Below are 22,822 nucleotides of genomic sequence, written 5' to 3'. Positions count from 1 at the left end.
GAAGGTTCACTTTGCTGCGAATGTTCTTTCAACTGCTGATCGAACACTATTGAAGTTGAAATTTCTCCGCTTTGACTTGTCTGTTGCCATGCGATCAGAGAGAGGAGGCGGTACCGTCACCCAAACCTGACTTTCGCCGCGAACACATCTAACTCCCAGACTGGGCGGGAAGAGGACGCTGATGTGTTTCTTAGGCAATCTTTACCCGACGAGTTTGGAAAGCGTGTCATGTGCCGGTAGTTGTATCGAGATCGTACCTTTTGGCCCCTGTGGGTGTTCTTTACTGACGCGGATTAGGGTCGCTTTTGGGAATTGAGTGGCGACGGCTTCCATCGGCAAACGAATTACGCCCGGAGTGTTGAAGCCCGCGCCGATTTCGAGAATGGCCAGAGTCTTATTCTGATTTTCCGACAGCCAGGTATTAATCGCGTCTGCTTCCGCTTTGTAAGGGTGCTCGATGAACCAATTTCCGCCGCGCACATTCATGAAGACCGGCCCACCGCAGTTTGGGCAGACTGGTAACGTGCTGCGATCTGTCACAAGCTGGGTGGTTCGATCGACATGCGGTAACATCTCTGCAACAGAGGGCCGCCCATCCCAGACTTGATCACCGCAGGGCGTCATGCATTGGAAACGCTCGTAATCGCCTTGTGGTGTGTAAATACGATCAGGATTGAACCCGTTTTTGTGGAAATAGCGATCCACGTTCGAGGTGATGACAAAATAGTCGCGTTCCCCAATCAGGCTCAAAAGGTCCTGATAAACCTGTGTTTGACCCGCCTGGTAGACGTGATCGAGGGCAACTGACAGGTACCCCCATTTCAGGGCTTCATCCGGAAACGGATAGCCCATGAGCTGATATTGGCACCGCGCATGATATTGCAACATACCGGGAAAACGCTCAGCAAATGCCTCCTGGTCGGTATAGTCCAGCCCGGCAGAGGCGGAGAGCCCCGCCCCCGCACCGATCAGGATGGCATCCGCGCAGTGCACAACTTCACGTGCTTGTTCAATTGTGGTCATTTTTTCTCCAGTTCTGAGCGGTATCGAGATAAATCGCGGTCATATCGGCACCAAAAGTGTTGAAAACGATGTGATCCAGCGCGTCCTCGTTTACGCCGACCCACTTTGCAACTGTGCGCAGGGCGATCTGTGCCGCCGCTGGTGCCGGATATCCGAACACGCCGGTCGAGATGCCGCAAAGCGCCACCGAGCGCGCACCGGCTTCGGCCGCTAGTGACAGGCAGGATGTGTAGCAAGATGCAAGCTGGTGTTCCTGCTCTGCCGTGGGCATCTTTCCGCGCCCGACAATCGGTCCCACCGTGTGCAGCACGAAGAGCGACGGCAGGTTATAGGCACGGGTGATTTTTGCATTGCCAGTCTCTTCCTCGTGACCTTGAAGACGCATCAGCATTTCGCAATCCTCCCGAAGCTGCGGTCCTGCCGCGCAGTTGATGGCATTATCGATGCAAGCGTGGAACGGCTGGAAACACCCAAGCATCTGAGCATTTGCGGCGTTTGTTATTGCATCCACTTTGAGCGTGGTGATATCGCCATCCCAGATGCTGACCTTGCCAGCCGGCGGATAGGGTCCCGACAGACGCGGCAGAGATTTGGCATCAATAATCTGTTTCGCCGACAACTCGGATTGAAGGAGCTCTTCCATTGCAGCGGTGAGCGCCGCAGGAAGGCCGCCGGGAGGGCGTACCGTCAGGGCCGCCTGCACCCATTGGCGCTGCTCGGCTGAGTTTGAGGGTGCTGGATAGCGCTGAACGAACTTGGCTAAACCAAGGTCAGATTGGACCGCTGAAACCGCGTGTTCCAACGCATTTCCCGAATGCGCTCCGGGTTGCGCGGGCTCTTCAAACAGATGGATGCGATTGGCGTAGTCGTTGAGTTGCATGGTCTGTCCCCCAATGAAGACCGGCGGCACGATTGCGCCGCCGAGAAACTGATTTGCCGATTGGTGATTAACTAGACTGTCGATCAGAACTTGCCGCTGTCGTTTTTGGCCTGGTCCGCTGGTAGGATTGTCTGAATCACGTCCCAGTGCTCGACAATCTTGCCGTCCTCAACACGGAACAGATCGTAAAAGGCCGAATGTTCATTCATGAACTGACCCTCGGAGGCCGTGAAGACAAAGTTACCTTCAGCCACGATCATGTGGGTATCGCTGTAGGTCATCGGTGTTCCTGCATCGACCATTACCTTGATTGCCACCATGAGGCCGTCCAAACCGTCATCTACGCCGCTGTTGTGCTGCAGATAGGTCTCGGTCGAGATGTAGTCGGTGATCTTTTCTGGAGCTTTCCCGTGAAGCACATCTTCCACGAAAGCGGTCACAAGTGCTTTGTTATCGGCGGTTTTGTCCAGGTCCGTGATCTCGGTGGGGCCGTCGAACTGGGTGCGACCAGCCGGGTTTGGCGGGGTCACCGGAGACAGGTTGTCCCAATGTTCGACAACCTGACCGTTCTCCACGCGGAACACGTCAAACGCCGCCAGGTGATCACCACCAAAAAGCTGAGCATTCTTGTATTCGTTATGTGCAACCACCAGATCGCCTTCGGCAATCAGACGGTGGGTGGTCGAGGTGATACCGCTTTCCTTGAGCTGCGGAATGAGGTCGATTAACACCTCTGCTCCATTGGGAACATGTTGGTTGTGCTGAATCAAGTCTTCGGCGATCAATTTGCGAGCGGCATCCTGATCGAAGGTTTTGAACAGCGAAGCCATCTCGGCAACAGCGATTTCCTTCTCCGTATCGGCAAAGGCGACTGTGCTGCTGGCAAACGCGATAACGACTGCGCCCGCAATAGTATGAAGTGTCTTGTTCATGGGCATCTCCTATTTGGGACTGTTTAAGCTAAGGGAGTTCGAAGTTTCAGGATTGCGGCCAGGTGACAATGAGCCTTTCTCGAAAGGCAAAACGTTCCAGATGCGATCCGAGCACGGTTTCGATACGTTCGAGTTGCGGGCGATCTTCGGCATGTGCGCTGAGCACAATCCGGTCATCCGCTGCGCGTAATTCTCCTGTTCCAAAACCGAACCGGACCACATGGGCATCCCCCACCTCTGTGACATCAACTTTGTGTGCAAAATGCTTGCACATCTGCTGCACATAGGCGTCGGCCTTGGCTGTCGTTATTTCTGTGGTGGAAGTGATCATGTCGTCTGATCCGTGGCAGGTGTGTGGGCCCCGTTTTTTGGCCTTGACGACAATATGAGGCGGTACACCAAGATTGATAATCCGGCTTGCGTGATACTCTTTATCCGATAAAATCGTATAATGTACCAACACCTGCAAAGCATTGCCGCCTTTGTGGCGGTGGCCGAAACCGGCGCCTTCAACAAGGCGGCCGACCGGCTGGGCGTGAAACCCTCCGTGGTCAGTCACCATGTCTCAAAACTGGAAGATTATCTGGGCGCGACCCTGATTTACCGCACCACGCGTAAGCTCTCGCTCTCAGAGCATGGGCGCCTTTTGTTTGATGCAAGCCGAAACTGGATTGACCATACCGGGAATGCTCTGGAGCAAATCAGGGATGCCCAGAACGAGGCAATCGGTGCATTGAACATAGCTTTGCCAACGTTTCTGCCCGATCCTCGAATCGAGGCCTCCATACTGAACTTCATTAAGATCCATCCCAATGTGTCGATTGCCCTCAACTATTCAGACCGCGTTACTGATATGCTCGACGATCACATTGATCTCAGCGTCAGGGTGGGCTCGCCGTCTGACTCCAGTTTCATCACCCGAAAACTATCCGTGGTTTCCCATCTTCTTGTCGCATCGCCCGACTTGTTGGTTAGATGCGGAACCCCCGAGACTCCTCAGCAATTGGAAGAAATGCCGTTCGTAGCAATGGACAATTTCGGAGATAGCGTAGTGCTAGAACGTGATGGTGATGAGGTCGAGGTCCACTTGAAGACGTCGCAACTTTGTACAAACAACATCATCGGGGCACTTTCAGCGGCAGAGGGTGGAGTTGGTTTCGCCATCATGCCTCCAGCACTATGTGGGGATGCAGTAGCCGCTGGGAAACTGGTGAAACTTCTTCCGCAATGGAAACTTCCAACTTGGACCGTGCAGGCGATTTGGCCGGATACCTCTCGCAGGCTTACCCTCACAAAGCGCTTGCTCGATCACATAGCGTTATCCCTGAAAACAAGATAATTGCAGCAAGAAGACCTTGGGGGCACTGCAGCGAAAGCTCGCTTCGTCCGCAGTGCTGTCATCGGCGAATGCTCTGGGCTCGCATTCGCAGCGCAAATCCAGCTTCGCGAACACATTGCAGCAAAACGGTGTTGGCGCAAACGGCAGCTAAGGGCCGAAAACTGTCCAAGCCGGAACAGGGGTGAATGTCTGCTTACTCAATCGCAGGGTTCGAGCCACACAGTCCCTCCCGGCCCCAAATTGGTCATTGTTTTCTCTACCGGAATTGGCATGAGAACGTTCATGATTAGCTTTAAATATGTTGATTTTAGCTATTTTAGCTAGTATGGTGATTTTATCAAAACCCAATGGGAGATTGCCATGCGTGCCTTCAGCTCAACCGAACTGGCTAACAAGACCGGCGATGTTCTTGCTGCCGCTGCCCAGGAACCCGTTGCCATTCAACGACACGGCAAGTCTCGCTTCGTCATGCTTTCAGCTGAGGAATTTGAGCGCTTGCAGCAGAAGAGAGACAGCAGAAAAACAGTCCATGTATCAGAGCTGTCCGACGTCGAAGCCGGTGACTTGGTTTCCGCATTGGAAGACAGTATTGAGAATGACTGATCGGCGAGGTCCTCCGGAAATCGGAGACGTCTGGGAGTATCCCTATCTCTGGGCTTGGCAGGCTGGCCATGGTGAGACTGAGGGCCGAAAAGCTAGACCCTGTGCCTTGGCGCTTGTGAGCCGTAAGCAAGAAAACCAAACAGAAGTGATCCTTGTCCCGATTACTACCAAGGAACCGGAACAAGGATCCTACTTCATCGAAGTGCCGCAAATCGAGAAAAGACGGGCCAGGCTCGATGAGCAGTTGCGGCTTTGGGTAGTCTGTGACGAATTCAACTCAGACATTCCCGAGCATTCTTACTATTTCGAACCAGGTGGTAGAATCGGCGCGTTTAGCATCAGGTTCACCAAGCAGGTCCAGACTGAGCTCGTGAGGGCGATCAAAGAGCGCAAATCGGTTCGCATCCTTCGCCGGTAGGATGCCGTTTTGTTCGTTCGATCTAATAAAGTTCCATAATACTTACTATCGGTCACTCGGGTGTGCGTGTGTCGATACTTTGAAAAGTGGGCTGCTACCAGGTCTATTCGGAGATGAAGAGTGGAACAGCGGAACCAGCTTTCTCGTCTTTTGGGGAAATGCCAAATTTGCGAGCATACTCTCGGCTGAACTGCGTCGGGCTTTCATAGCCCACATCATAGGCCGTAGAAGCGACAGATTTTCCGCCGCACTGCAGTAGTCGCCGCGCTTCCAGCAGGCGCAGTTCCTTTTGGTATTGCAGCGGCGTGGTGGATGTGAACGACTTGAAATGTTCATAGAATGAAGATTGACTCATCCCAGCTGCCGTGGCCAGTTCGGCCATGGCAATTGATGTCTTGTAGTCCGTGCGGATCCTGGAGATTGCCCTGGAAATTCGACTCGCGGGGCTTTCCTGCAACAGCAATTGCCGCATCATTCCTCCATGCTTTGCCCGCATCAATCGGAAATGGATTTCCTTAAGAACCAGAGGGGCAAGCGCCTGCACCTCCGCTGGATCCCTTGACAGACGGAACAAACGAGCCATCGCATCGGTTAGGGCAGCGTCACCTTCAGCCACGCTCATCGAGTAAATCGCCTGTTCCTGATTTTCTATCGAACCAACTTCGTCATAAAGACTTCTTGCCGTGGCAAGATCCAGCAACGCTGCCAGCGCAACATATGGTTTTTCCGGCGAAGCATCGATCACTCTGACATTGACCGGGAGCGCGTGGCTGAGGATCAGCGACATACCCGCACTATATCGGATCACCCGGTCTTCCATTTGCGCTTCTTTTGCTCCCTGCAAAACCAGCCCCATGAATGGCACATAGAACGTCGCCTCAAACTGAGTCGGCGTATCGCTGCAAAAAGCAAAGACCCCATTGACCCCGGTCTTCCGACAAGAACCAGATCCATCCATTTCACGAACAAATTCCGCAACTTCGGAAATTAAGTCCTGCGGCACCATGGCGTCCCTCCTCTTGTCCTCAATTTATAGATATTGGAAGAGCGACAATGAACCTCCACCCCTACTCTTCGGAAAATTAGGCAGATCATACGGAAGATCAGGCAAGGAGGATTCTGCGCCCACCCTTACCTTTGCTTCAACGAAACCGCCAGATCGGTTTTGTGCGCGGCCAACGCGGGGAGGGAATCTAATGCGCTGGAAAGCATCCACAGTGAACTGTCTGGTCGCCGCGAGAGGTGGCACGAGCAAACCCGGTATGTCGGTCGCAGCGTGTTTTGCCCATGCCGGCTTTAGTGTGTTTTGGATCAATCAGTCAGCTGAAGAACTGACGCGCGCGAGAGAGAAAAACGCGTGATCGCTCAGACCTCTCACAGTCGGCCACAGCCCGGCATTGTGTACGTCGGTCGAGTTCGCACGATCCGTTGCTCCACAGATAACGGCGGCGTTCCGATTGCGCTGAGCTTTCGCAAATTCATCCCGCACTCATGAAACTTAACAGTCAAGGGAGGCCTCCTAAGCTATGGCAATTTCACTGAAACTCAACGGCCAAACGCACGACGTTGAGGCTGAACCCGGAACCCCGCTGTTGTGGGTAATCCGGGATGAATTGAAACTGACCGGCACTAAATTCGGATGTGGTGTCGCGTCCTGCGGCGCCTGCACGGTGCATCTGAACGGAGAACCGGTGCGCTCCTGCCAAACCTATGTTGAGGACGTGGATGGTGCTGAAATAACGACCGTCGAAGGGCTGAATTCAAGTGTCTCTAACGCTGTTCAGGCTGCCTGGACTGAGCTCGACGTCGTGCAATGCGGCTATTGCCAGTCAGGCCAGATCATGTCCGCCATTGGCCTTCTCAGCGAAAATTCCAAGCCGACTGTTGCTGAGATTGACGAGTACATGAGCGGCAATGCCTGCCGCTGTGCCACTTACCAGCGCATTCGTGCCGCGATCCAGCGCGCAGCCGAAATCATGGAGACCTGATATGACCCTCAACGTATCCCGCCGAGGATTTCTCAAAGGCGCTACCGCCGCTGCCGCCGTTCTTTATATCGGTGCTCGCCTGGACGGTGCACTTGCTGCTGGTCCCGCTCCAGCCCATCTGAACCCGTTCGTTAAGATTGACGCCGACGGGACCGTCACGGCCATCGTCAAACACTTTGAAATGGGCCAGGGCCCGTCGACGGGCCTGACGACTCTTATCGCCGAGGAGCTGGGCGTTAAGATGGAAGACATCCAGTTCGAGTTCGCACCATCCAATGCGGCACTCTACGGCAATACTGAAGCTGGAGGATATCAGGGCACTGGTGGCTCCTCAGCAATGCGGAACAGCTTTGCACAATATAGACAGGCCGGCGCTGCGGCGCGTGAAATGCTGATTGAGGCTGCAGCGCAAACCTGGGAAGTTCCCGCTGATCAACTGACTATTGAAGATGGCCAGATCGTCGGTGCAGCCCATTCCGCTCCATTAGGCGAATTTGTAGCAGCAGCCAGTGTGCTGGCTGCCCCCGAAAATCCGACGCTGAAGGATCCTTCCGAATTCAAGCTGATCGGGAATGCCAAAGTCCAGCGTAAGGATACCCCACCAAAGGTCAATGGTACTGCCAAATTCGGCATGGATCTCCATCTTGAAAACCAGATGGTCGTTGTCATTAAGCGTACTCCCCGCATGGGCGGCACTGTCTCTTCCTTTGATGACAGTGCAGCGAAAGAGGTAAAAGGCTTTATTCGTGCAGTGGAACTGCCGAACAACGCTGGTGTTGCCGTTTACGCAGAACATACCTGGGCGGCGTTCCAAGCACGAGATGCCATCGAGGTGAACTGGGATTTCTCGGCGGCTGAAAATCGCAGTTCTGAAGAGATCCGTGAAGAGCTCATGACTGCGGTCAATTCTGACCCGCAATATGACTTGGGCGCGCATGATCGGATCGAGATTGCGGAAGCAATCGACAACGCGGCCACAGTGGTTGAAGAAATCTTCTACTTCCCGCTGCTTGCCCACGCTCCGATGGAACCATTGACCTGTGCCATTGAGCCTGCAGCAGATGGCGGAATTGTGTTGCATGACGGTTGCCAGGCCCCAAGCGGGGCACATGCCTCTGTGGCTCAGTCCCTGGAGCTCCCTATGGAAAAAGTGCAGATCAACACGCTTTTTGCAGGCGGTTCATTCGGGCGTCGTGGATCACCAACAAACGATTATCAAGTTGAAGCCAGCCTAGCCTACGCGATGACTGATCGCACGCGTCCTGTAAAACTTGTCTGGTCCCGCGAAGATGACATTACCGGTGGTTATTATCGCCCTGCATTTGCGCACAAAGTCCGTGTCGGACTGGATGCCGGCGGGAACATTGTCGGTTGGGATCACCGTATCGCTGGTCAGTCAATCGCAAGAGGAACCGTTTGGGAGGCGTATATGGTCAGGGATGGTGTTGACGGGCTATCCGTTGAGGGTGTTGAAGACACACCTTATGCAATTCCAAACATGTACGCGGGCCTGACAGACAACAAAAAAGCTACTTCGGTCCTTTGGTGGCGTTCTGTGGGGCATACTCACACTGCTTATGTGATGGAAAGCATGATGGACGCAGTTGCAAAGGCTGCCGGTCGTGATCCGGTCGAATTCCGTCTTGCTCACCTGAATGGCGACAATCCTCAACAGAAACGTATGGCCGGAGTTCTCAAGCTGGTGGCAGAAAAAAGTGGATGGGGTAACGCTCCGGCCGGTCGTAGCCAGGGTATCGCGGTGCACCACTCATTCCGAAGTTATGCTGCGGAGGTCGTTGAGGTTTCCGGCGACGTCGAGAACGGTATCAAGATCGAAAAAGTCACTTGTGCCATCGATTGCGGTATAGCCGTCAATCCGGATGTCATCAAAGCCCAGATGGAGGGCGGCATAGGCTATGGGATCGGCCACGCCATGCGCGATGAGATCACTCTGACAGAGGGCGAGGTGGATCAGTCCAACTTCCCCGACTACGAGCCTCTGCGCATTAGCGATATCGGAGCCATCGAGGTGCATATCATGCCTTCGAACGAACCACCCACCGGCGTCGGCGAACCGGGCACGCCACCTTCTGCGCCGGCTCTCGCTAATGCAATTGCGGTTGCCGGACCACGCGTGACACACCTCCCAATGTCAGCCAATGGAGTATCCTTTATTTAATCTTACAGTCCACTGGAACCCTTCGAGATGAAGCGGATCGAACTTCAGTTCGACACCAATATCATCGGCCTGCCGGCCGTGACATTGGTGTCGGACCGTAAGTCTGGTTGAGCTGGGTCCCGGAGCGCATTGCAGATGATAAAATCAACCGCCTTGTTGAGCTCATGCCGTGGTGTTAAGTCAATCAAACCACTCCACAATACCTGGTCAGGTTCATCGGACGGACACTCCTTTTCGCTCCACCCGGGTTTTTATCTTTTTTCGCATTTAGCCGTTAAGGTTTGTGGGAACAGCGTAACTATCTCTGTCCTTACTGGGGGGCACACTGAATTTGCGTGTATATTCACGGCTGAACTGCGTCGGGCTTTCGTACCCAACATCATAGGCGACTGATGCGACCGAATTCCCTTCGTTCATTAGCAATCGCCGTGCTTCCAGAAGTCGCAACTCCTTCTGATATTGCAACGGAGTGGTCGACGTGAGTGATTTGAAGTGCTCATGAAAGGTTGAAGGGCTCATCCCAGCTGCTGCGGCCAGTTCGGCGACAGAAATCGGTGCCTTATAATCGGAGCGGATGATTGAAATGGCTTTGGAAAGCCGATTGGCCGGACTTTCATGCAGCAATAATTGTCGCAACATACTACCGTGCTGGGCGCGCAAAAGCCGAAAATGCACTTCCTTCATAACCAATGGTGCCAGTGCTTGCGCCTCCACAGGATTATGTGACAACCGAAACAGACGGGCCATCGCGTCAGTTAGTGCGGCATCTCCCTCGGCGGTGCTAATCGAAAGAGAGACTCGTTCTGTTCTTAGGGCCGAGCCAACCAAGTCAATCAGGCTTCGCGCAATGCTCAAGTCAACTCGTATCGCCAGAGCTACATAGGGTTCCTTTGGCGACGCTACGGTCACTCTGATCTTGACGGGCACCGCATGACTGACAACCAATGATGCCCCTGCAGGGTAATGGATCACCTGATCTCCTAGGTGTGCCTCTTTGGCTCCTTGTAATATCAGCCCCAAAAAAGGTTCGTAACAGGTTGCTTCAAACTCAGTGGTTTGTTCACTACAGAAGGCATACAACCCATCGACCCCTGTCTCGCAGGTAAAGTCAAGTTGATCAGTGTTGCGGACGTAGTTCACAACGTCGGAAATCAAGCCCTTCGATATCATGGCATTCCCCTATCTGTCCTTGAATTATATTTCACGCATGGGCGGACAAGAACCGTAATTCCTGGACTTCGGAGGATCGGGTAGGCATTCCGGAGGATCAGGCACAGAGAATTGCACTGAATTCCTCATATTAGCGGTAACTGAAGTTGAGGGGCCGTCAATATGTCACCAGCCCAATTTGACATCGGAATTCAGCTGGTCGTTGGCGGCATCGCGGCAGGCAAGTATCTGCAAATCTCACCAACAATATTCTTCAATCGGCGGCCTGTCAGAACACGTCCCGTTCCCATGAAAGTTACAGCCAGGGGAGGTTTCCAAAGCTATGGCAATTTCACTGAAACTCAACGGTCAAACGCACGACGTTGAGGCTGAAGCCGGAACCCCGCTGTTGTGGGTAATCCGGGATGAATTGAAACTGACCGGCACTAAATTCGGATGTGGTGTCGCGTCTTGCGGCGCCTGCACGGTGCATCTGAACGGAGAACCGGTGCGCTCCTGCCAAACCTATGTTGAGGACGTGGATGGTGCCGAAATAACGACAATCGAAGGGCTGAATTCAAGTGTCTCTAACGCTGTTCAGGCTGCCTGGACTGAGCTCGATGTGGTGCAATGCGGCTATTGTCAGTCAGGCCAGATCATGTCCGCTATTGGGCTTCTCAGCGAAAATCCCAAGCCGACTGTTGCAGAGATTGACGAGTACATGAGCGGCAATGCCTGCCGCTGTGCCACTTACCAGCGCATTCGTGCCGCGATCCAGCGCGCAGCTGAAATCATGGAGACCTGATATGACCCTGAACGTATCCCGCCGTGGATTTCTCAAAGGCGCTACCGCCGCTGCCGCCGTTCTTTATATCGGTGCCCGCCCGGACGGTGCACTTGCTGCTGGTACCGCCCCAGCCCATCTGAACCCGTTCGTTAAGATTGACGCCGACGGCACCGTCACGGCCATCGTCAAGCACATTGAAGCAGGACAGGGACCCGCAACAGGCCTGACGACCCTTATCGCCGAGGAACTTGGCGTTAAGATGGAAGACATCGGTTTCGAGTTTGCGCCATCCAATGCCGAACTTTATGGCAACCTGGCGTTTGGTGGACTTCAGGGCACCGGTGGTTCCACCGCGATGCGCAACAGTTTTGAACAATACAGAAAGGCCGGTGCTGCTGCGCGCGAAATGCTGATTGAGGCAGCAGCGAAAACCTGGGAAGTACCCGCTGATCAACTAACCATTGAAGATGGCCGAATCGTCGGTGCGGACATTACTGCGCCGTTGGGTGAGTTTGTTGCAGTCGCCAGCACTCTGATCGCGCCGGAAAGCCCGCGCCTGAAGGATCCATCTGAATTCAAGCTGATCGGGAATGCAAACGTTCGCCGCAAGGACACACCGCTAAAGGTCAACGGCACTGCCAAATTCGGCATGGATCTCCATCTTGATAACCAGATGGTCGTCGTCATCAAGCGTACCCCTAGACTGGGTGGCGCAGTTGCGTCCTTTGATGACAGCGCAGCAAAGGATGTGAAAGGCTTCATTCGTGCAGTGGAACTTCCGAACAACGCTGGTGTTGCCGTTTACGCGGAACACACATGGGCCGCCTTCCAGGCTCGTGATGTTGTCGAAGTTGATTGGGATTTCTCGGCGGCTGAAAATCGCAGTTCTGAAGAGATCCGTGAAGAGCTCATGACTGCGGTCAACTCTGACCCGCAATATGACTTGAGTTCGCATGATCGGGCCGTGATCGCAACGGCAATCGACAACGCGGCCACAGTGGTTGAAGAAACCTTCTACTTCCCGCTGCTTGCCCACGCTCCGATGGAACCATTGACGTGCACCGTCGAGCCTGGAGCAGATGGCGGTATTGTGTTGCATGACGGATGTCAGGCGACAAGCGTTGTACACGAGGCTTTGGCCAAGACCCTGGAGCTTCCGGCTGAAAAAGTGCAGATCAATACACTGTTTGGGGGCGGTTCGTTCGGTCGACGCGGAAGTTCAACAGGCGATTACCAGGTCGAGGCCGCCCTTGCTTACGCGATGACTGACCGCACCCGACCCGTCAAGCTCGTTTGGTCTCGCGAAGATGACATCACCGGTGGTTACTATCGCCCTGCATTTGCGCACAAAGTCCGTGTCGGACTGGATGCTGACGGCAATATTGTCGGTTGGGACCACCGTATCGCTGGCCAGTCAATCGCAAGAGGATCGGTATGGGAACAATATGTTGTGAGGGATGGTGTCGATTTCTGGTCGATAGAAGGCGTCCAGGGCACACCATACGCGATCCCAAACATGTGCGCGGGTTTAACTGACACCAAAAAAGCAACCATGGTGCTTTGGTGGCGTTCTGTGGGGCATACTCATACTGCTTATGTGATGGAAAGCATGATGGACGCAGTTGCAAAAGCAGCTGGCCGTGATCCGGTCGAATTCCGCCTTGCTCACCTGTCAGGCGATGAGCCCGTGCAAAAACGTATGGCCGGAGTTCTCAAACTGGCTGCAGAAAAAGCCGGATGGGGCAAAGCTGCTACTGGCCGCAGCCAGGGTATTGCGGTTCACCACTCATATCACAGCTATGCGGCCGAGGTTGTCGAGGTTTCCGGCGATGCGGAAAACGGTATCAAGATCGAAAAAGTCACTTGTGCCATCGATTGCGGTATAGCCGTCAATCCGGATGTCGTCACAGCCCAGATGGAGGGCGGTATCGGTTATGGCATTGGTCATGCCATGCGCGATGAGATCACGCTGACAGAGGGCGAGGTGGATCAGTCCAACTTCCCGGACTATGAGCCTTTGCGCATTGGCGATATCGGAGCAATCGAGGTGCATATCGTTCCGTCAGCCGAAGCTCCGACAGGCGTTGGGGAACCCGGCACGCCACCTTCGGCCCCGGCCCTGGCCAATGCGATTGCTGTGAATGGGCCGCGTGTCACCCACCTCCCGATGCTGTCAAACGGGGTTGCCTTCGTGTGACCCTGATTGATTGGAACTGACGCGTTGCGGGGCACGCCAGTTCTCAATTGTTGGAGGAAACCTATCCCATTCAAAACAGTCCTCGGAACTGAAGGATCAAACGTTGATCCTATTCTCGATATCAACCTCAAAGGTGTGATGAAAACCATCCAGGCAGTTACACCGATCCTGAGACAGCAAAATTCCGGTCGTATTGTCACCAAGGCATCGGTCACAGGACGAATGGGGACGCAGCGTTTTCCGGTCTATTGTGCGTCCGATTCTTGGCTTGGAATGCGATGATTTACCGTGGACACAATGAAAGCTCAGTACGCCAGCGAACCTTACCAAGGTCTGTTCGATGGTGGGCGGATGTTGCTTGTAGGAGAATGGACAAAACAACCACTACAAGGAGCTTCTCGTTTTCCACCAACCTCAGTGCGTAGAAATAATGAAAAATCCCAATGGTGAATTCGAACAAATTGAAAGTGGGATTGAATTCGCTTTGACGCGAAGAAAGTTAAAGAATTAAGGAAGATGCTATGCCAAAGACAATCTTGATTACTGGCTCCTCGTCTGGAATTGGTAACGCAACGGCGAAGCATTTCCAAGCACAAGGTTGGAATGTCATTGCGACAATGCGCAATGCAGAAGATTGGACGGATTTAACCCCGCTAGACAATGTGTTGGTCATAAGATTGGACGTAACCGATCCTGCATCTATCACGTCTGCCGTCGGCGTCACGATGGAACGGTTCGGCCGCATAGATGTGTTGCTGAACAATGCGGGGTATGGTGCGTATGGCCCATTAGAGAGTTTTGAAACGGACCGCATTCGGCGCCAATTCGATACCAATGTCATTGGACTTCTTGAGGTGACGAAGGCTGTCCTGCCTCATATGCGCGCGAAGAAGTCGGGTATCATTGTCAATATCAGCTCAATCGGCGGACAGATGACTTTCCCGCTTGGATCGCTCTACCACGGAACAAAATTTGCGGTAGAGGGGCTATCTGAGGCGTTGCATTTTGAGTTGGAAGCGATCGGCGTAAAGATGAAGATCATCGAGCCGGGAGTTATTGCGACAGACTTCGCTCGGCGTTCGTTGGACTTTGCAAACGATCCACCCATTGAAGAATATCAAAGCGTTGTCGGGAAGGTGATTACTGCATTCGGCTCCAATGCATTCATCCCTTCCCCTCCGGAGCTCGTGGCCGAGGTGATCTGGCGTGCGGTCACAGATGATTCCGATAAACTGCGCTACAGAGTAGGCTCGGATGCTGAGATACTTCTGAGCAATCGCATGGCCTGGGGTGACGAAACGTTCATTGGCCAGGTTAGGCAGCAATTCAGGCTTTGAATATCAATCAATCCCCGGGCACTTCAAAATCAGCGCCGGGGATTTTTCCCTTGATAGACACTGCAATTTACAAAGGTGTGAGCTGTCATTTTTCATTTTAGTTTGGACAAATGAGCATGAGAGTGAAAGGCAACGTGATGGATCGGAACTACTTTCGTTACCAAGCAATTCCAGACTTTCTTAGAGATATGCTCAAATGGATTACTGTTGCTCCAGACTACGTTCCGGAACACTTCGCCCGTTATCATGTTTATTGGAGGATTTTCTATTTTTTAGCAGCAGTGTCGCATGCATTAACTCTGCTCTATTTTGCAGAGCGTGACATTTGGTTCATGGTATATTTCAATATCTTTAGTGTTTCTGCGTTTACAGTCTGCCTTGTTCTTCTGAGAAGTGGTCAATACCAAGTTGCCTTCTGGATTGCGATGACCGAGCTTGTGGGACACGCGGTTGCTGCAACGATCTGTGTTGGCGTTGATTATGGTGCACTCGACGCAACTATGTTGATCCTGATCCTTGTTTTTGTGCAGCCGTTTTATTCCCTACGCTTCTCTATATTGTTGGCCCTCACGGTTTTAGCAATAGTAACACTGACGCAGTATTATGCACTGACGCATCCGCCTATTTATACCCATTTTCAGGTCTCATTGGCCGACTACGGGTTCCGGATAACGGTTTGGCCTATTTTAGCGCTTGCAATGGTCGTTCCTTTCATTCGTGTCGTCGAACGGACCGAAAAAGAGCTGGAATTGGCATACTCGGAAAGTGAGCGATTGTTGCTGAGCATTTTGCCTGAACCCATCGCAGACAAGCTCAAGGTTTCTAACGATGTCATCGCGGATGAGCACGGCAATGTAGCAATAATGTTTATAGATATTGTCGACTTCACAAAGATGAGTAAGGAGTTAAGTCCTTCTCAGCTTGTAGAGTTTTTGAATAAATTCTTCTATCTTGTTGATGATCTGGTAGAAAAGCACAAAGTTGAGAAGATAAAAACAATCGGTGACGCATACATGATCGCCGCGGGAGCCACGGACGCGGAAGCGAACCCTGAAAGCAAGGTTGTTGCGCTCGCTCTGGATGTCCTGGAGCATACAAAGAGACTACGACGCCCCGATACAGGAGAACCTCTGCAAGTTAGAATTGGTGCTCATTCAGGTAAAGTTGTTGCCGGCGTTATCGGTAAGAGAAAGTTTGCCTATGATTTATGGGGGGATACCGTAAACCTGGCAGCTCGTATGGAATGCACCGGCATACCTGGTCAGATTCAAGTTTCGGAAGAGTTCGCCAATAGCCTCGATGAAAAGTACACGGTTGAACTTAGGGGAGTTGTTGAGGCCAAAGGCCGCGGCGAAATTCAATCGTACATCTTGGCTGCCTAACCGAGAAATTGGCTACACTCCGACGGGCACTTCCAAGGCGAAAGTCGGCTCGCCATCAGCATCTAATTGGGTCTTAGTTTCTGCAACTGAAACTTTGCCAGCTATCCATTCACACAGCGTCATGTGATCACGTTTGTCTCTGATCCAGAGTGTTATTTTGCGGCCTTCGGCCGCATCCGTCTAAAAGAGTGCGTCCGTGAACGGTTAAATTTGCCGAGCTTCTCTCAGCGTAAGTTCCATAATACATGCAATCGGCTTTGGTCCACAGTCGGCCCGCGCGGCGTGAACGTCGTGAGAATTCTTGTCCAGCATTGTCCGTTATGCAGACAGTCTAGACTTTCAATGGATGCCGTTCGCTTCAGTGTTTTGCTTGATCTGGTGTGTTAAATGATCCGCAAAAAGTGACACCCGCTTGGGAACTAGGTCGCGGTATGGCAAAACCAAAAACACACTGACGTCTGGAAAGTCCTCTTCGATTTCCACAATCTGAAGTTCGCCAGACTGAACAAATGGCCGTGCCATTATCATCGGCGACAGACCGATGCCGACGCCATGGACGATCGCGTTTAGGAACGTCGCAGTGTGGTTGGTAACGAACTTCCAGTCTGCATTGAACTTCCTGATCTTTCCACCGGCCAAGTATGGCCAATTTCCACCATAACGCGCTGTGCTGAAATGCAGGCAGTCATGGTTTCTGAGATCATTTATGCTTTTAGGCATTCCTTTGTGTTCAATGTAGCGGGGTGACGCGAGCAAAGGCAGTCGAGTGTCACACACCTTCCGTACGATGAGTGACGAGTCTTCCAGCACTGTTGCCAACCGGACCGCGATATCTACATTTTCGCCGACAATATCAGTCGGAGTGTTTTCTAGCAGAAGATCGACGCTGATATCCGGGTAGAGATCTTGGAACGTCTCAATTGTGTTCAACAAAAGGGGGGTTCCAAGTCCTTCGGGGGCTGCCACCTTGATTATACCGGAGGGCAGGATGGTTGGATCCTCGACGACTGATTGTTCCAGCGACTCGACCTGGGCAATCAGTCGCTTGCACCCCTCATAGTAGCGCTTGCCTGCAGAAGTAACTTCCATCGTGCGCGTGGTTCGATTGATCAAACGCACACCCAAGGATTTCTCGAGGTTGTCTATGTGGCGTCCGACTATTGCCGGGCTGACATTCTGGTCCTGTGCTGTGCGGGCGAAGCTACCTAGCTCGACGACCCGGCAATACAAGCGCATGTTCCTAAGCTTATCCATATTATAAACTTAATGTACTTTATGATCTTACTTCAACGACATTTATGAATGTTTTAGTTCAGCATATTTTCTCTCCAAAATTCGACTTGCTCGGCTCTAGAGCGCTGAATTGGAGGAAAGATGACCGAAAAAACCGAGGTCACCAAAAAGCAAACCGTCGTCAGCGCATGGGAAGGCTCCAAAAAGTTTTGGATGTCCGAAACCGAATATACTGGCGTGGTTGTTGGCAAGGATGCTACGCAGAACGAATACGTCATCAGCGACGGCGTAATCGGTCCAGATGGTTTCATTCCCGACCACTATCACAAATGGGAAGACCAGACTTTCCACATCATCGAAGGTGAGTTGATCGCGAAGATCGGTGATGAGGTGCGTAAGATTGGTCCTGGCGATTCCGTTCACTGTCCACGTGGCGTTTCCCATTACATGAAGAACGTCGGGGACAGCCCGGCCAAGCTGATCAGCTACATTTTCCCCGGCGATTGGGCTGAGGATTTTATGGCCGAAACCTCACGCCAGAACCACACCGGAGACCGTGACTTCGATCTGATCGAAGAGCAGTTCGGCGTGGTGTACCTGCCTAACCCAGACATCGACGGATGATCAGATACCAGACCTCTCGTGAGTGTCGGGTGGTCGTCAACTGAAAGGAAATCCCTATGAGAAAACTACTGATCGCATTAGGTGCCAGCCTGCTTATGGCGGGCAGCGCATTTGCAGCAGGCGACGAACCGCCCAAGCCTGAAATGACCCAACTGAAAGATGGCGTCTATCAATTCCACATGGCGCACTACACCAGCCTTGTGGTGATCACAGACGAGGGCGTCATCGTTGTTGACCCCAACCACGAATTTCGTGCCGAGGCCATGCGTGCTGAGATCGCCAAACTGACGGATCAGCCAGTGGTCAAGGTGCTCTATTCCCACCCTCATTTCGATCACTCTCGCGGCGGTCAAATCTTCAAGGATGAAGGCGCAGAGTTCATCACCAATGCAGGATGTGCAGAGCTGCTTGCCCGTGATCTGGAAAACCGGGTTGTCCAGCCGGACGTGCTTTACGAAGGCGATGTTCACCGCATCGAGCTTGGCGGCAAGGTTGTCGAGATGCGCTACTACGGCGCAAATGATGGCCAGTGCAACAGCGCCATTTACATGCCTGAAGACAAGGTATTGATGGCCGTAGATTGGCACCTGCAGGGCATGGTGAACCTGCCCGGTCGTCTCAACACACATGACTATGTTGGTTCTCTGAACACGCTGCGCCGTGTCACCGCTGAACTGGATTTTGACACCGTGGTTTCCGGCCACATGCACAAATCCTCGCCTGAGCAACTGGCTGAAGACCTCGCCTTCAATGAAGCGTTGTTCAAGGCTGTCTGGGAAGGCATGCAGGCTGGCAAATCGGTCGAAGAGCTGAAGCAGACCGTCAAGCTGCCAGAGTTCAGCCATTGGTTCATGTACGAAGAGAACTTGCCCGCTCACGTCGAGCGCATGGCCTACTCAATCTGGCACGGCCATTAATCCGCAAACGAAGAAGGTCAGGCGCAATGCGCTTGGCCTTTTCCTTTTTCTCGAAAGGACAGACTTATGAAAAAGTTGCTGTTTGCTGTTGTGTCATCCGCGCTGTTGATGACAGCCAATGCCGCCATCGCAGCAGATGTGTTGACGAGAAAGCTTGCTGAGAACGTCTATTCCATCAGTTTGATGCACTACAACAGCCTTGTCGTTTTGGGTGACAAGGACGTGCTGATCACCGACACCGCCAACCCTTACCGCGCTTCTATTCTCCGCAAGGAAATCGAGAAGATCACGGACTTGCCCGTGACCAAGATTGTCATGACGCATGAGCACTTTGATCATGTCGGCGGCACTCAGGTTTTCCCGGAAGCGGAGATCATTGCCCACAAGAACATGGAAGAGTATCGCGGCCTTGATCCGCTAGGAATGCTGCCGCCCGAAATCCACACAACCTATGAAGATGAACTCACCATCGATATGGGCACAACCACGGTTGATCTGAAGCACTACGGCGCATCAGACGGCTTGGCCGTTTCGATCATTCATATGCCCAAAGAGAAGATTGTTGTCACAGCCGACATGTACACCGACAAAGGTTTGAATCGGGCATTCACCCTGACCGACACGAACTTGCTCGGCAATCGTCGACTGCTCAATATGATCGCCGGATGGGATCTCGAGCATGCAATAAATGTCCACTCCGATGACACAAGCCTCGCACCGCTTAGGCGCAAAGCCCAATTCTTGAATGATCTCTATGACGCCATGCTTCCTACTTTGCAGGACGTGGCTCAGACCGATGGCAGCAAGCTAGTTCCGACGATCATTGAGATGAGTCGGACCCTAAAATTGCCCGAGTACGAAAATCTCGAAAACTATGAGGCGTCGCTGCCCACCTACATTCGAAAGATGGGTTTTGCGATGATCCACGGAGGCTAGTCCATGAAACTCTATGTCTTTGATAGCTGCCCGTATTGCACGCGCACGCGGACCCTTATCGGGCTAAAGGACATTCCTTGCGACATCGATTGCGTTGTCGCAGGAGCATTGCCCGATCACCTGAAAGGCAAGGTTGGTAGATTTTCTGTGCCAATCCTAGAAATCCCGAATGCCGCTGAAGGCCTTGACGGCGTCATGCAAGAGAGCAGCCAAATCATTGATCACCTGGATGGTGTCTCTGGCGAGCGTTTGCTTTCCGTCACTTCTCCATCCAAGGATGTTCAAGACTGGTTGGATACCAACCGGCCCGCGATCAATGCACTTTGCTATCCGCGTATGCCTGCGCTGAAGTTGCCGGAACTCGGATCGCCCAAGGCCATGGAATACTTCCTGTCTTCACGTCCTGAAAGCATCGGCATGTCTTTGCTAGATGCTCTTGCCAAAACAAATGATCTGACAAGCCAGCTTAAATCGAGTCTGGAAGAACTCAGTGTGGTGGCGGATACCGAAATATATCTGCAACGCAACCGTCCGATCAGCTTTGATGATCTGGTGGTTTTTGCTGAGCTGCGCAATCTGACGATGGTCAAAGAATTGCGTTTGCCAGCTACTTTGGCTCAGTTCGTGGTGCAGATCAGCCAGGAAGCTAGCGTTCCCGTTTATCGGGGTATCGCAGCTGCCGACATGGAAGAAATGGCAGTGGCATGATTCCTAAGAAACACTATGGGCTACTTATGTCTGCCGTTCTGTCTGTCATGATGGGTCTTCTCATGTCCGGCATCGTAACAGCGATCAACACCGGCTTTGATACCAATTATCCAGGACGGTGGGTGCGGTCTTTCGCGATTGCATTCCCAATCGCTTTTGTGTCGATTCAATTCTTGATGCCATTGGCGCGAAAGATCACTGACCGGTTGACAGGAGGACGTGATGAAGCCAGCCAGTAGAGCGCCGCTGTTCTCAATTCTCTCAACCTTGCTCGTGTTGTTATTTTCCTCGCCAGTAGCTGCAGAGAAACCCGCTGATCTTCTGGCGGCTGCAAAATCTGGAAACCTTGCCGAGGTGCAGGCGGCTCTCACGGCCGGGGTGGATATCGAGACGCGGGACAGCCAGGGCCAAACCGCGCTTTTGATAGCAACCCGCAATGATCAAACGGCAGTGGCACGGTTGCTTATTGAAAACGGTGCTGACGTAAATGCCGATGATGACAATGGTAACACACCGTTTCTCTATGCCGGCGTAGAGGGGCGGGCTGATGTCATAAAGATGATGCTGCAAAATGGGGCCGATCTGAAAGACGCCAATCATCTTGGTGGGACAGCGCTTACACCTGCTGCCCACTATGCGCATGTAGAGACGGTCGGAATCCTTTTGGAAACCGACATCGATGTTGATCACATCAATGACCTTGGCTGGACAGCTCTACTTGAGGCGATCATTCTGGGTGATGGGGGTGAAAGGCACACAGAAGTTGTGCACTTGTTGCTGTCGGCCAAGGCCGATCCGAACCTTGCTGACGGCTCCGGTGTGAGTCCGCTTCAGCATGCACAGCAACGGAAGCAGAATGCGATCGTGGAGTTGCTTCTAAGAGCCGGAGCCAAACGCGATTGACCTTACCAACACTCAAAGAAGTTCCATAATAAGTGTTACGCGCATTTTGTATGCGCATTGTTCCCGCGCATGTCTTGAGGTACTATTCAACGTGTCAAAGTGCATCGCAGGACTGATAGACATGGCACATGCTGCTGCTCGCAAATCAACCAATCTGACGATCGACGCCTCGCTGGTTCGCTCGGCGAAGGAACTCGGGATCAACATCTCGCAAGCCGCTGAGGAAGGTATTCGCTCTACTGTGTTGAAAACGCTTGCTGATCAATGGAAACTTGAAAACCAGGCTGCATTGAGAAGTTCAAACGCCTTTGTCGAAGAACATGGATTGCCGCTCGAGAAGAACCGGCTCTTCTGATGGCAAGAAATCATCTTCATCGGCTTGAACCCGATCAGGTGCTCGTTCTGGATGTTCAAGCGGACCTGCTGGAAAACCTAAACACAAGAGTTGTGGTGCCATTGCTTCCTGAATCGAATGCACCTGCGCCTGCGAAGTTCCTAAATCCAGTCTTCACCTTCGAAGACGAGACTTTCGTTTTGGCGACCCAATTCCTGTCGGCAGTTTCTGCAGCGCAATTGAGTGATTCAATTGGCAGTCTCGATGAGCATCATTCAGAAATAATGAGAGCTTTGGACGTGTTGTTCCAGGGTGTTTGAGCAAACTCACTTGCTGAGCTGGTGGCATTTGTTTCTACAAAATTGGATGGGACATCTTTTTCGGTTCTGCTCAAGCAACGGCGTCAAAACTCCCTACATGGTCATCTGACGCCGTTCACCCATTCACAGCTCAAGGTTATTTAAACCGCCGAAACTCAGCTGAACAGGAAATCCCCCTGATCGAGTTCGGAAAGCAGGACATCTTCGAGAGTTATCGTCGTGCTGCCGAACTTCACCAGCGCATCCTGTCCAGACGCCTCCAGCACCAGATCGGCAAAGGCCGAGGCGCCGCTTTCGATCCGGATCAGGTCCTCGCCATCGGTGAAGTCCTTGACACGGTCATTGCCGCTTTCATGTTCAAAAACAAAGATGTCGTCCCCGGCGCCGCCGGTAAGCGTATCGGCACCATTGCCACCGATGATGGTGTCATTTTGCGAAGATCCGATAATGATATCAGCTCCATCAGTGCCGGTCAGCACAGCGCGGCCAGGTGTGTTCAGATCTATGTCGCTGAGAACCGTCCCATCGGCAAACTCGAACCGCTCGATGTGGTCGCCCAAGTTGGCGATCCGCAATTCGCCGCTGTCGGTGCCGTCGTCCCAGCGAATGCAGAGCGCCTCACCGTCGGCGTTC

24 protein-coding genes and 1 pseudogene are annotated in these 22,822 nt (G+C 52.7%); 17 read left to right on the top strand and 8 right to left on the bottom strand.

The window, feature by feature from the left end:
* Positions 1 to 201 precede the first annotated feature (201 nt).
* The 4 genes from ABLQ08_RS26795 to ABLQ08_RS26780 all read right to left on the bottom strand — a co-directional run bounded on the left by ABLQ08_RS26795 (position 202) and on the right by ABLQ08_RS26780 (position 3,298).
* Positions 202 to 1,023, bottom strand: coding sequence for an SIR2 family NAD-dependent protein deacylase (locus ABLQ08_RS26795; RefSeq protein ID WP_352948896.1), 822 nt, complete (start codon positions 1,021 to 1,023; stop codon positions 202 to 204).
* Positions 1,010 to 1,903 carry a protein-ADP-ribose hydrolase gene (locus ABLQ08_RS26790; RefSeq protein WP_352948894.1) on the bottom strand — a complete coding sequence of 298 codons (894 nt, stop codon included), beginning with the start codon at positions 1,901 to 1,903 and terminating at the stop codon, positions 1,010 to 1,012. Before ABLQ08_RS26790 ends, ABLQ08_RS26795 begins: the two co-directional genes overlap by 14 nt.
* 83 nt (positions 1,904 to 1,986) lie before the next feature.
* Positions 1,987 to 2,835, bottom strand: coding sequence for a nuclear transport factor 2 family protein (locus ABLQ08_RS26785; RefSeq protein ID WP_352948891.1), 849 nt, complete (start codon positions 2,833 to 2,835; stop codon positions 1,987 to 1,989).
* Between the two features lie 46 nt (positions 2,836 to 2,881).
* Complete coding sequence (locus tag ABLQ08_RS26780; RefSeq protein ID WP_352949302.1) at positions 2,882 to 3,298, bottom strand: DUF2218 domain-containing protein; 417 nt, start codon at positions 3,296 to 3,298, stop codon at positions 2,882 to 2,884.
* Here ABLQ08_RS26780 and ABLQ08_RS26775 point away from each other — a divergent pair.
* Both ABLQ08_RS26775 and ABLQ08_RS26770 read left to right on the top strand, forming a co-directional pair.
* On the top strand, positions 3,287 to 4,174 hold the full coding sequence (locus ABLQ08_RS26775; RefSeq protein WP_352948888.1) for a LysR family transcriptional regulator: 888 nt from the start codon (positions 3,287 to 3,289) through the stop codon (positions 4,172 to 4,174). The genes ABLQ08_RS26780 and ABLQ08_RS26775 overlap by 12 nt on opposite strands.
* A 360-nt stretch (positions 4,175 to 4,534) precedes the next feature.
* A complete protein-coding gene (locus ABLQ08_RS26770) occupies positions 4,535 to 4,777 on the top strand; it encodes a type II toxin-antitoxin system Phd/YefM family antitoxin (RefSeq protein ID WP_352948885.1) in 243 nt (80 codons plus the stop codon).
* 521 nt (positions 4,778 to 5,298) lie between these two features.
* Here ABLQ08_RS26770 and ABLQ08_RS26765 read toward each other — a convergent pair.
* Positions 5,299 to 6,201, bottom strand: a complete 903-nt coding sequence (locus tag ABLQ08_RS26765) for an AraC family transcriptional regulator (protein WP_352948883.1) — start codon at positions 6,199 to 6,201, stop codon at positions 5,299 to 5,301.
* 520 nt (positions 6,202 to 6,721) lie between these two features.
* Here ABLQ08_RS26765 and ABLQ08_RS26760 point away from each other — a divergent pair.
* Both ABLQ08_RS26760 and ABLQ08_RS26755 read left to right on the top strand, forming a co-directional pair.
* Positions 6,722 to 7,183, top strand: a complete 462-nt coding sequence (locus tag ABLQ08_RS26760) for a (2Fe-2S)-binding protein (protein ID WP_352948880.1) — start codon at positions 6,722 to 6,724, stop codon at positions 7,181 to 7,183.
* 1 nt (position 7,184) lies between these two features.
* Positions 7,185 to 9,362, top strand: coding sequence for a xanthine dehydrogenase family protein molybdopterin-binding subunit (locus ABLQ08_RS26755; RefSeq protein ID WP_352948879.1), 2,178 nt, complete (start codon positions 7,185 to 7,187; stop codon positions 9,360 to 9,362).
* Positions 9,363 to 9,629: 267 nt separating this feature from the next.
* Here the strand turns inward: ABLQ08_RS26755 and ABLQ08_RS26750 are convergent, their stop codons facing one another.
* On the bottom strand, positions 9,630 to 10,532 hold the full coding sequence (locus ABLQ08_RS26750; protein WP_352948876.1) for an AraC family transcriptional regulator: 903 nt from the start codon (positions 10,530 to 10,532) through the stop codon (positions 9,630 to 9,632).
* A 322-nt stretch (positions 10,533 to 10,854) separates the two neighbouring features.
* On the opposite strand from ABLQ08_RS26750, the gene ABLQ08_RS26745 reads away from it, so the two are divergent.
* The 5 genes from ABLQ08_RS26745 to ABLQ08_RS26725 all read left to right on the top strand — a co-directional run bounded on the left by ABLQ08_RS26745 (position 10,855) and on the right by ABLQ08_RS26725 (position 16,214).
* Positions 10,855 to 11,316, top strand: a complete 462-nt coding sequence (locus ABLQ08_RS26745) for a (2Fe-2S)-binding protein (RefSeq protein ID WP_352948873.1) — start codon at positions 10,855 to 10,857, stop codon at positions 11,314 to 11,316.
* Position 11,317: 1 nt separating this feature from the next.
* Entirely contained in the window at positions 11,318 to 13,495 is a 2,178-nt protein-coding gene (locus ABLQ08_RS26740; RefSeq protein WP_352948871.1) for a xanthine dehydrogenase family protein molybdopterin-binding subunit, read from the top strand.
* A gap of 6 nt (positions 13,496 to 13,501) precedes the next feature.
* Entirely contained in the window at positions 13,502 to 13,777 is a 276-nt protein-coding gene (locus tag ABLQ08_RS26735) for an SDR family oxidoreductase (protein WP_352948868.1), read from the top strand.
* Between the two features lie 239 nt (positions 13,778 to 14,016).
* Positions 14,017 to 14,832, top strand: a complete 816-nt coding sequence (locus ABLQ08_RS26730; protein ID WP_352948865.1) for an SDR family oxidoreductase — start codon at positions 14,017 to 14,019, stop codon at positions 14,830 to 14,832.
* Positions 14,833 to 14,954: 122 nt separating this feature from the next.
* A complete protein-coding gene (locus ABLQ08_RS26725; RefSeq protein ID WP_352948863.1) occupies positions 14,955 to 16,214 on the top strand; it encodes an adenylate/guanylate cyclase domain-containing protein in 1,260 nt (419 codons plus the stop codon).
* A gap of 339 nt (positions 16,215 to 16,553) precedes the next feature.
* On the opposite strand, the gene ABLQ08_RS26720 is transcribed toward ABLQ08_RS26725, so the two are convergent.
* Positions 16,554 to 17,450 carry a LysR family transcriptional regulator gene (locus ABLQ08_RS26720; protein ID WP_352948860.1) on the bottom strand — a complete coding sequence of 299 codons (897 nt, stop codon included), beginning with the start codon at positions 17,448 to 17,450 and terminating at the stop codon, positions 16,554 to 16,556.
* Between the two features lie 138 nt (positions 17,451 to 17,588).
* Here ABLQ08_RS26720 and ABLQ08_RS26715 point away from each other — a divergent pair, with 138 nt between their 5' ends.
* The 8 genes from ABLQ08_RS26715 to ABLQ08_RS26680 all read left to right on the top strand — a co-directional run bounded on the left by ABLQ08_RS26715 (position 17,589) and on the right by ABLQ08_RS26680 (position 22,189).
* Positions 17,589 to 18,071, top strand: coding sequence for a cupin domain-containing protein (locus ABLQ08_RS26715; RefSeq protein ID WP_352948857.1), 483 nt, complete (start codon positions 17,589 to 17,591; stop codon positions 18,069 to 18,071).
* Between the two features lie 56 nt (positions 18,072 to 18,127).
* On the top strand, positions 18,128 to 18,988 hold the full coding sequence (locus tag ABLQ08_RS26710; protein WP_352948854.1) for an MBL fold metallo-hydrolase: 861 nt from the start codon (positions 18,128 to 18,130) through the stop codon (positions 18,986 to 18,988).
* Between the two features lie 66 nt (positions 18,989 to 19,054).
* Complete coding sequence (locus ABLQ08_RS26705) at positions 19,055 to 19,924, top strand: MBL fold metallo-hydrolase (RefSeq protein WP_352948852.1); 870 nt, start codon at positions 19,055 to 19,057, stop codon at positions 19,922 to 19,924.
* Between the two features lie 3 nt (positions 19,925 to 19,927).
* A complete protein-coding gene (grxB, locus tag ABLQ08_RS26700) occupies positions 19,928 to 20,632 on the top strand; it encodes a glutaredoxin 2 (protein ID WP_352948849.1) in 705 nt (234 codons plus the stop codon).
* Positions 20,629 to 20,871: a DUF2798 domain-containing protein gene (locus ABLQ08_RS26695; RefSeq protein ID WP_352948846.1), complete on the top strand. Its 243-nt coding sequence runs from the start codon at positions 20,629 to 20,631 to the stop codon at positions 20,869 to 20,871. Before grxB ends, ABLQ08_RS26695 begins: the two co-directional genes overlap by 4 nt.
* Complete coding sequence (locus tag ABLQ08_RS26690; protein WP_352948844.1) at positions 20,855 to 21,535, top strand: ankyrin repeat domain-containing protein; 681 nt, start codon at positions 20,855 to 20,857, stop codon at positions 21,533 to 21,535. The genes ABLQ08_RS26695 and ABLQ08_RS26690 overlap by 17 nt, the downstream gene beginning before the upstream one ends.
* 121 nt (positions 21,536 to 21,656) lie before the next feature.
* Positions 21,657 to 21,890: a type II toxin-antitoxin system CcdA family antitoxin gene (locus ABLQ08_RS26685; RefSeq protein WP_352948841.1), complete on the top strand. Its 234-nt coding sequence runs from the start codon at positions 21,657 to 21,659 to the stop codon at positions 21,888 to 21,890.
* A gap of 38 nt (positions 21,891 to 21,928) precedes the next feature.
* Positions 21,929 to 22,189, top strand: coding sequence for a CcdB family protein (locus tag ABLQ08_RS26680; protein WP_352948839.1), 261 nt, complete (start codon positions 21,929 to 21,931; stop codon positions 22,187 to 22,189).
* Between the two features lie 155 nt (positions 22,190 to 22,344).
* Here the strand turns inward: ABLQ08_RS26680 and ABLQ08_RS26675 are convergent.
* Positions 22,345 to 22,822 (bottom strand): annotated as a pseudogene (locus ABLQ08_RS26675) (hypothetical protein); the annotation flags it as partial.

It is taken from the genome of Roseibium sp. SCP14 (assembly GCF_040329475.1).
GTDB lineage: Bacteria > Pseudomonadota > Alphaproteobacteria > Rhizobiales > Stappiaceae > Roseibium.
Note: the sequence above shows the minus strand (reverse complement) of the source record. Positions and strands in the feature narration are given on the sequence as shown.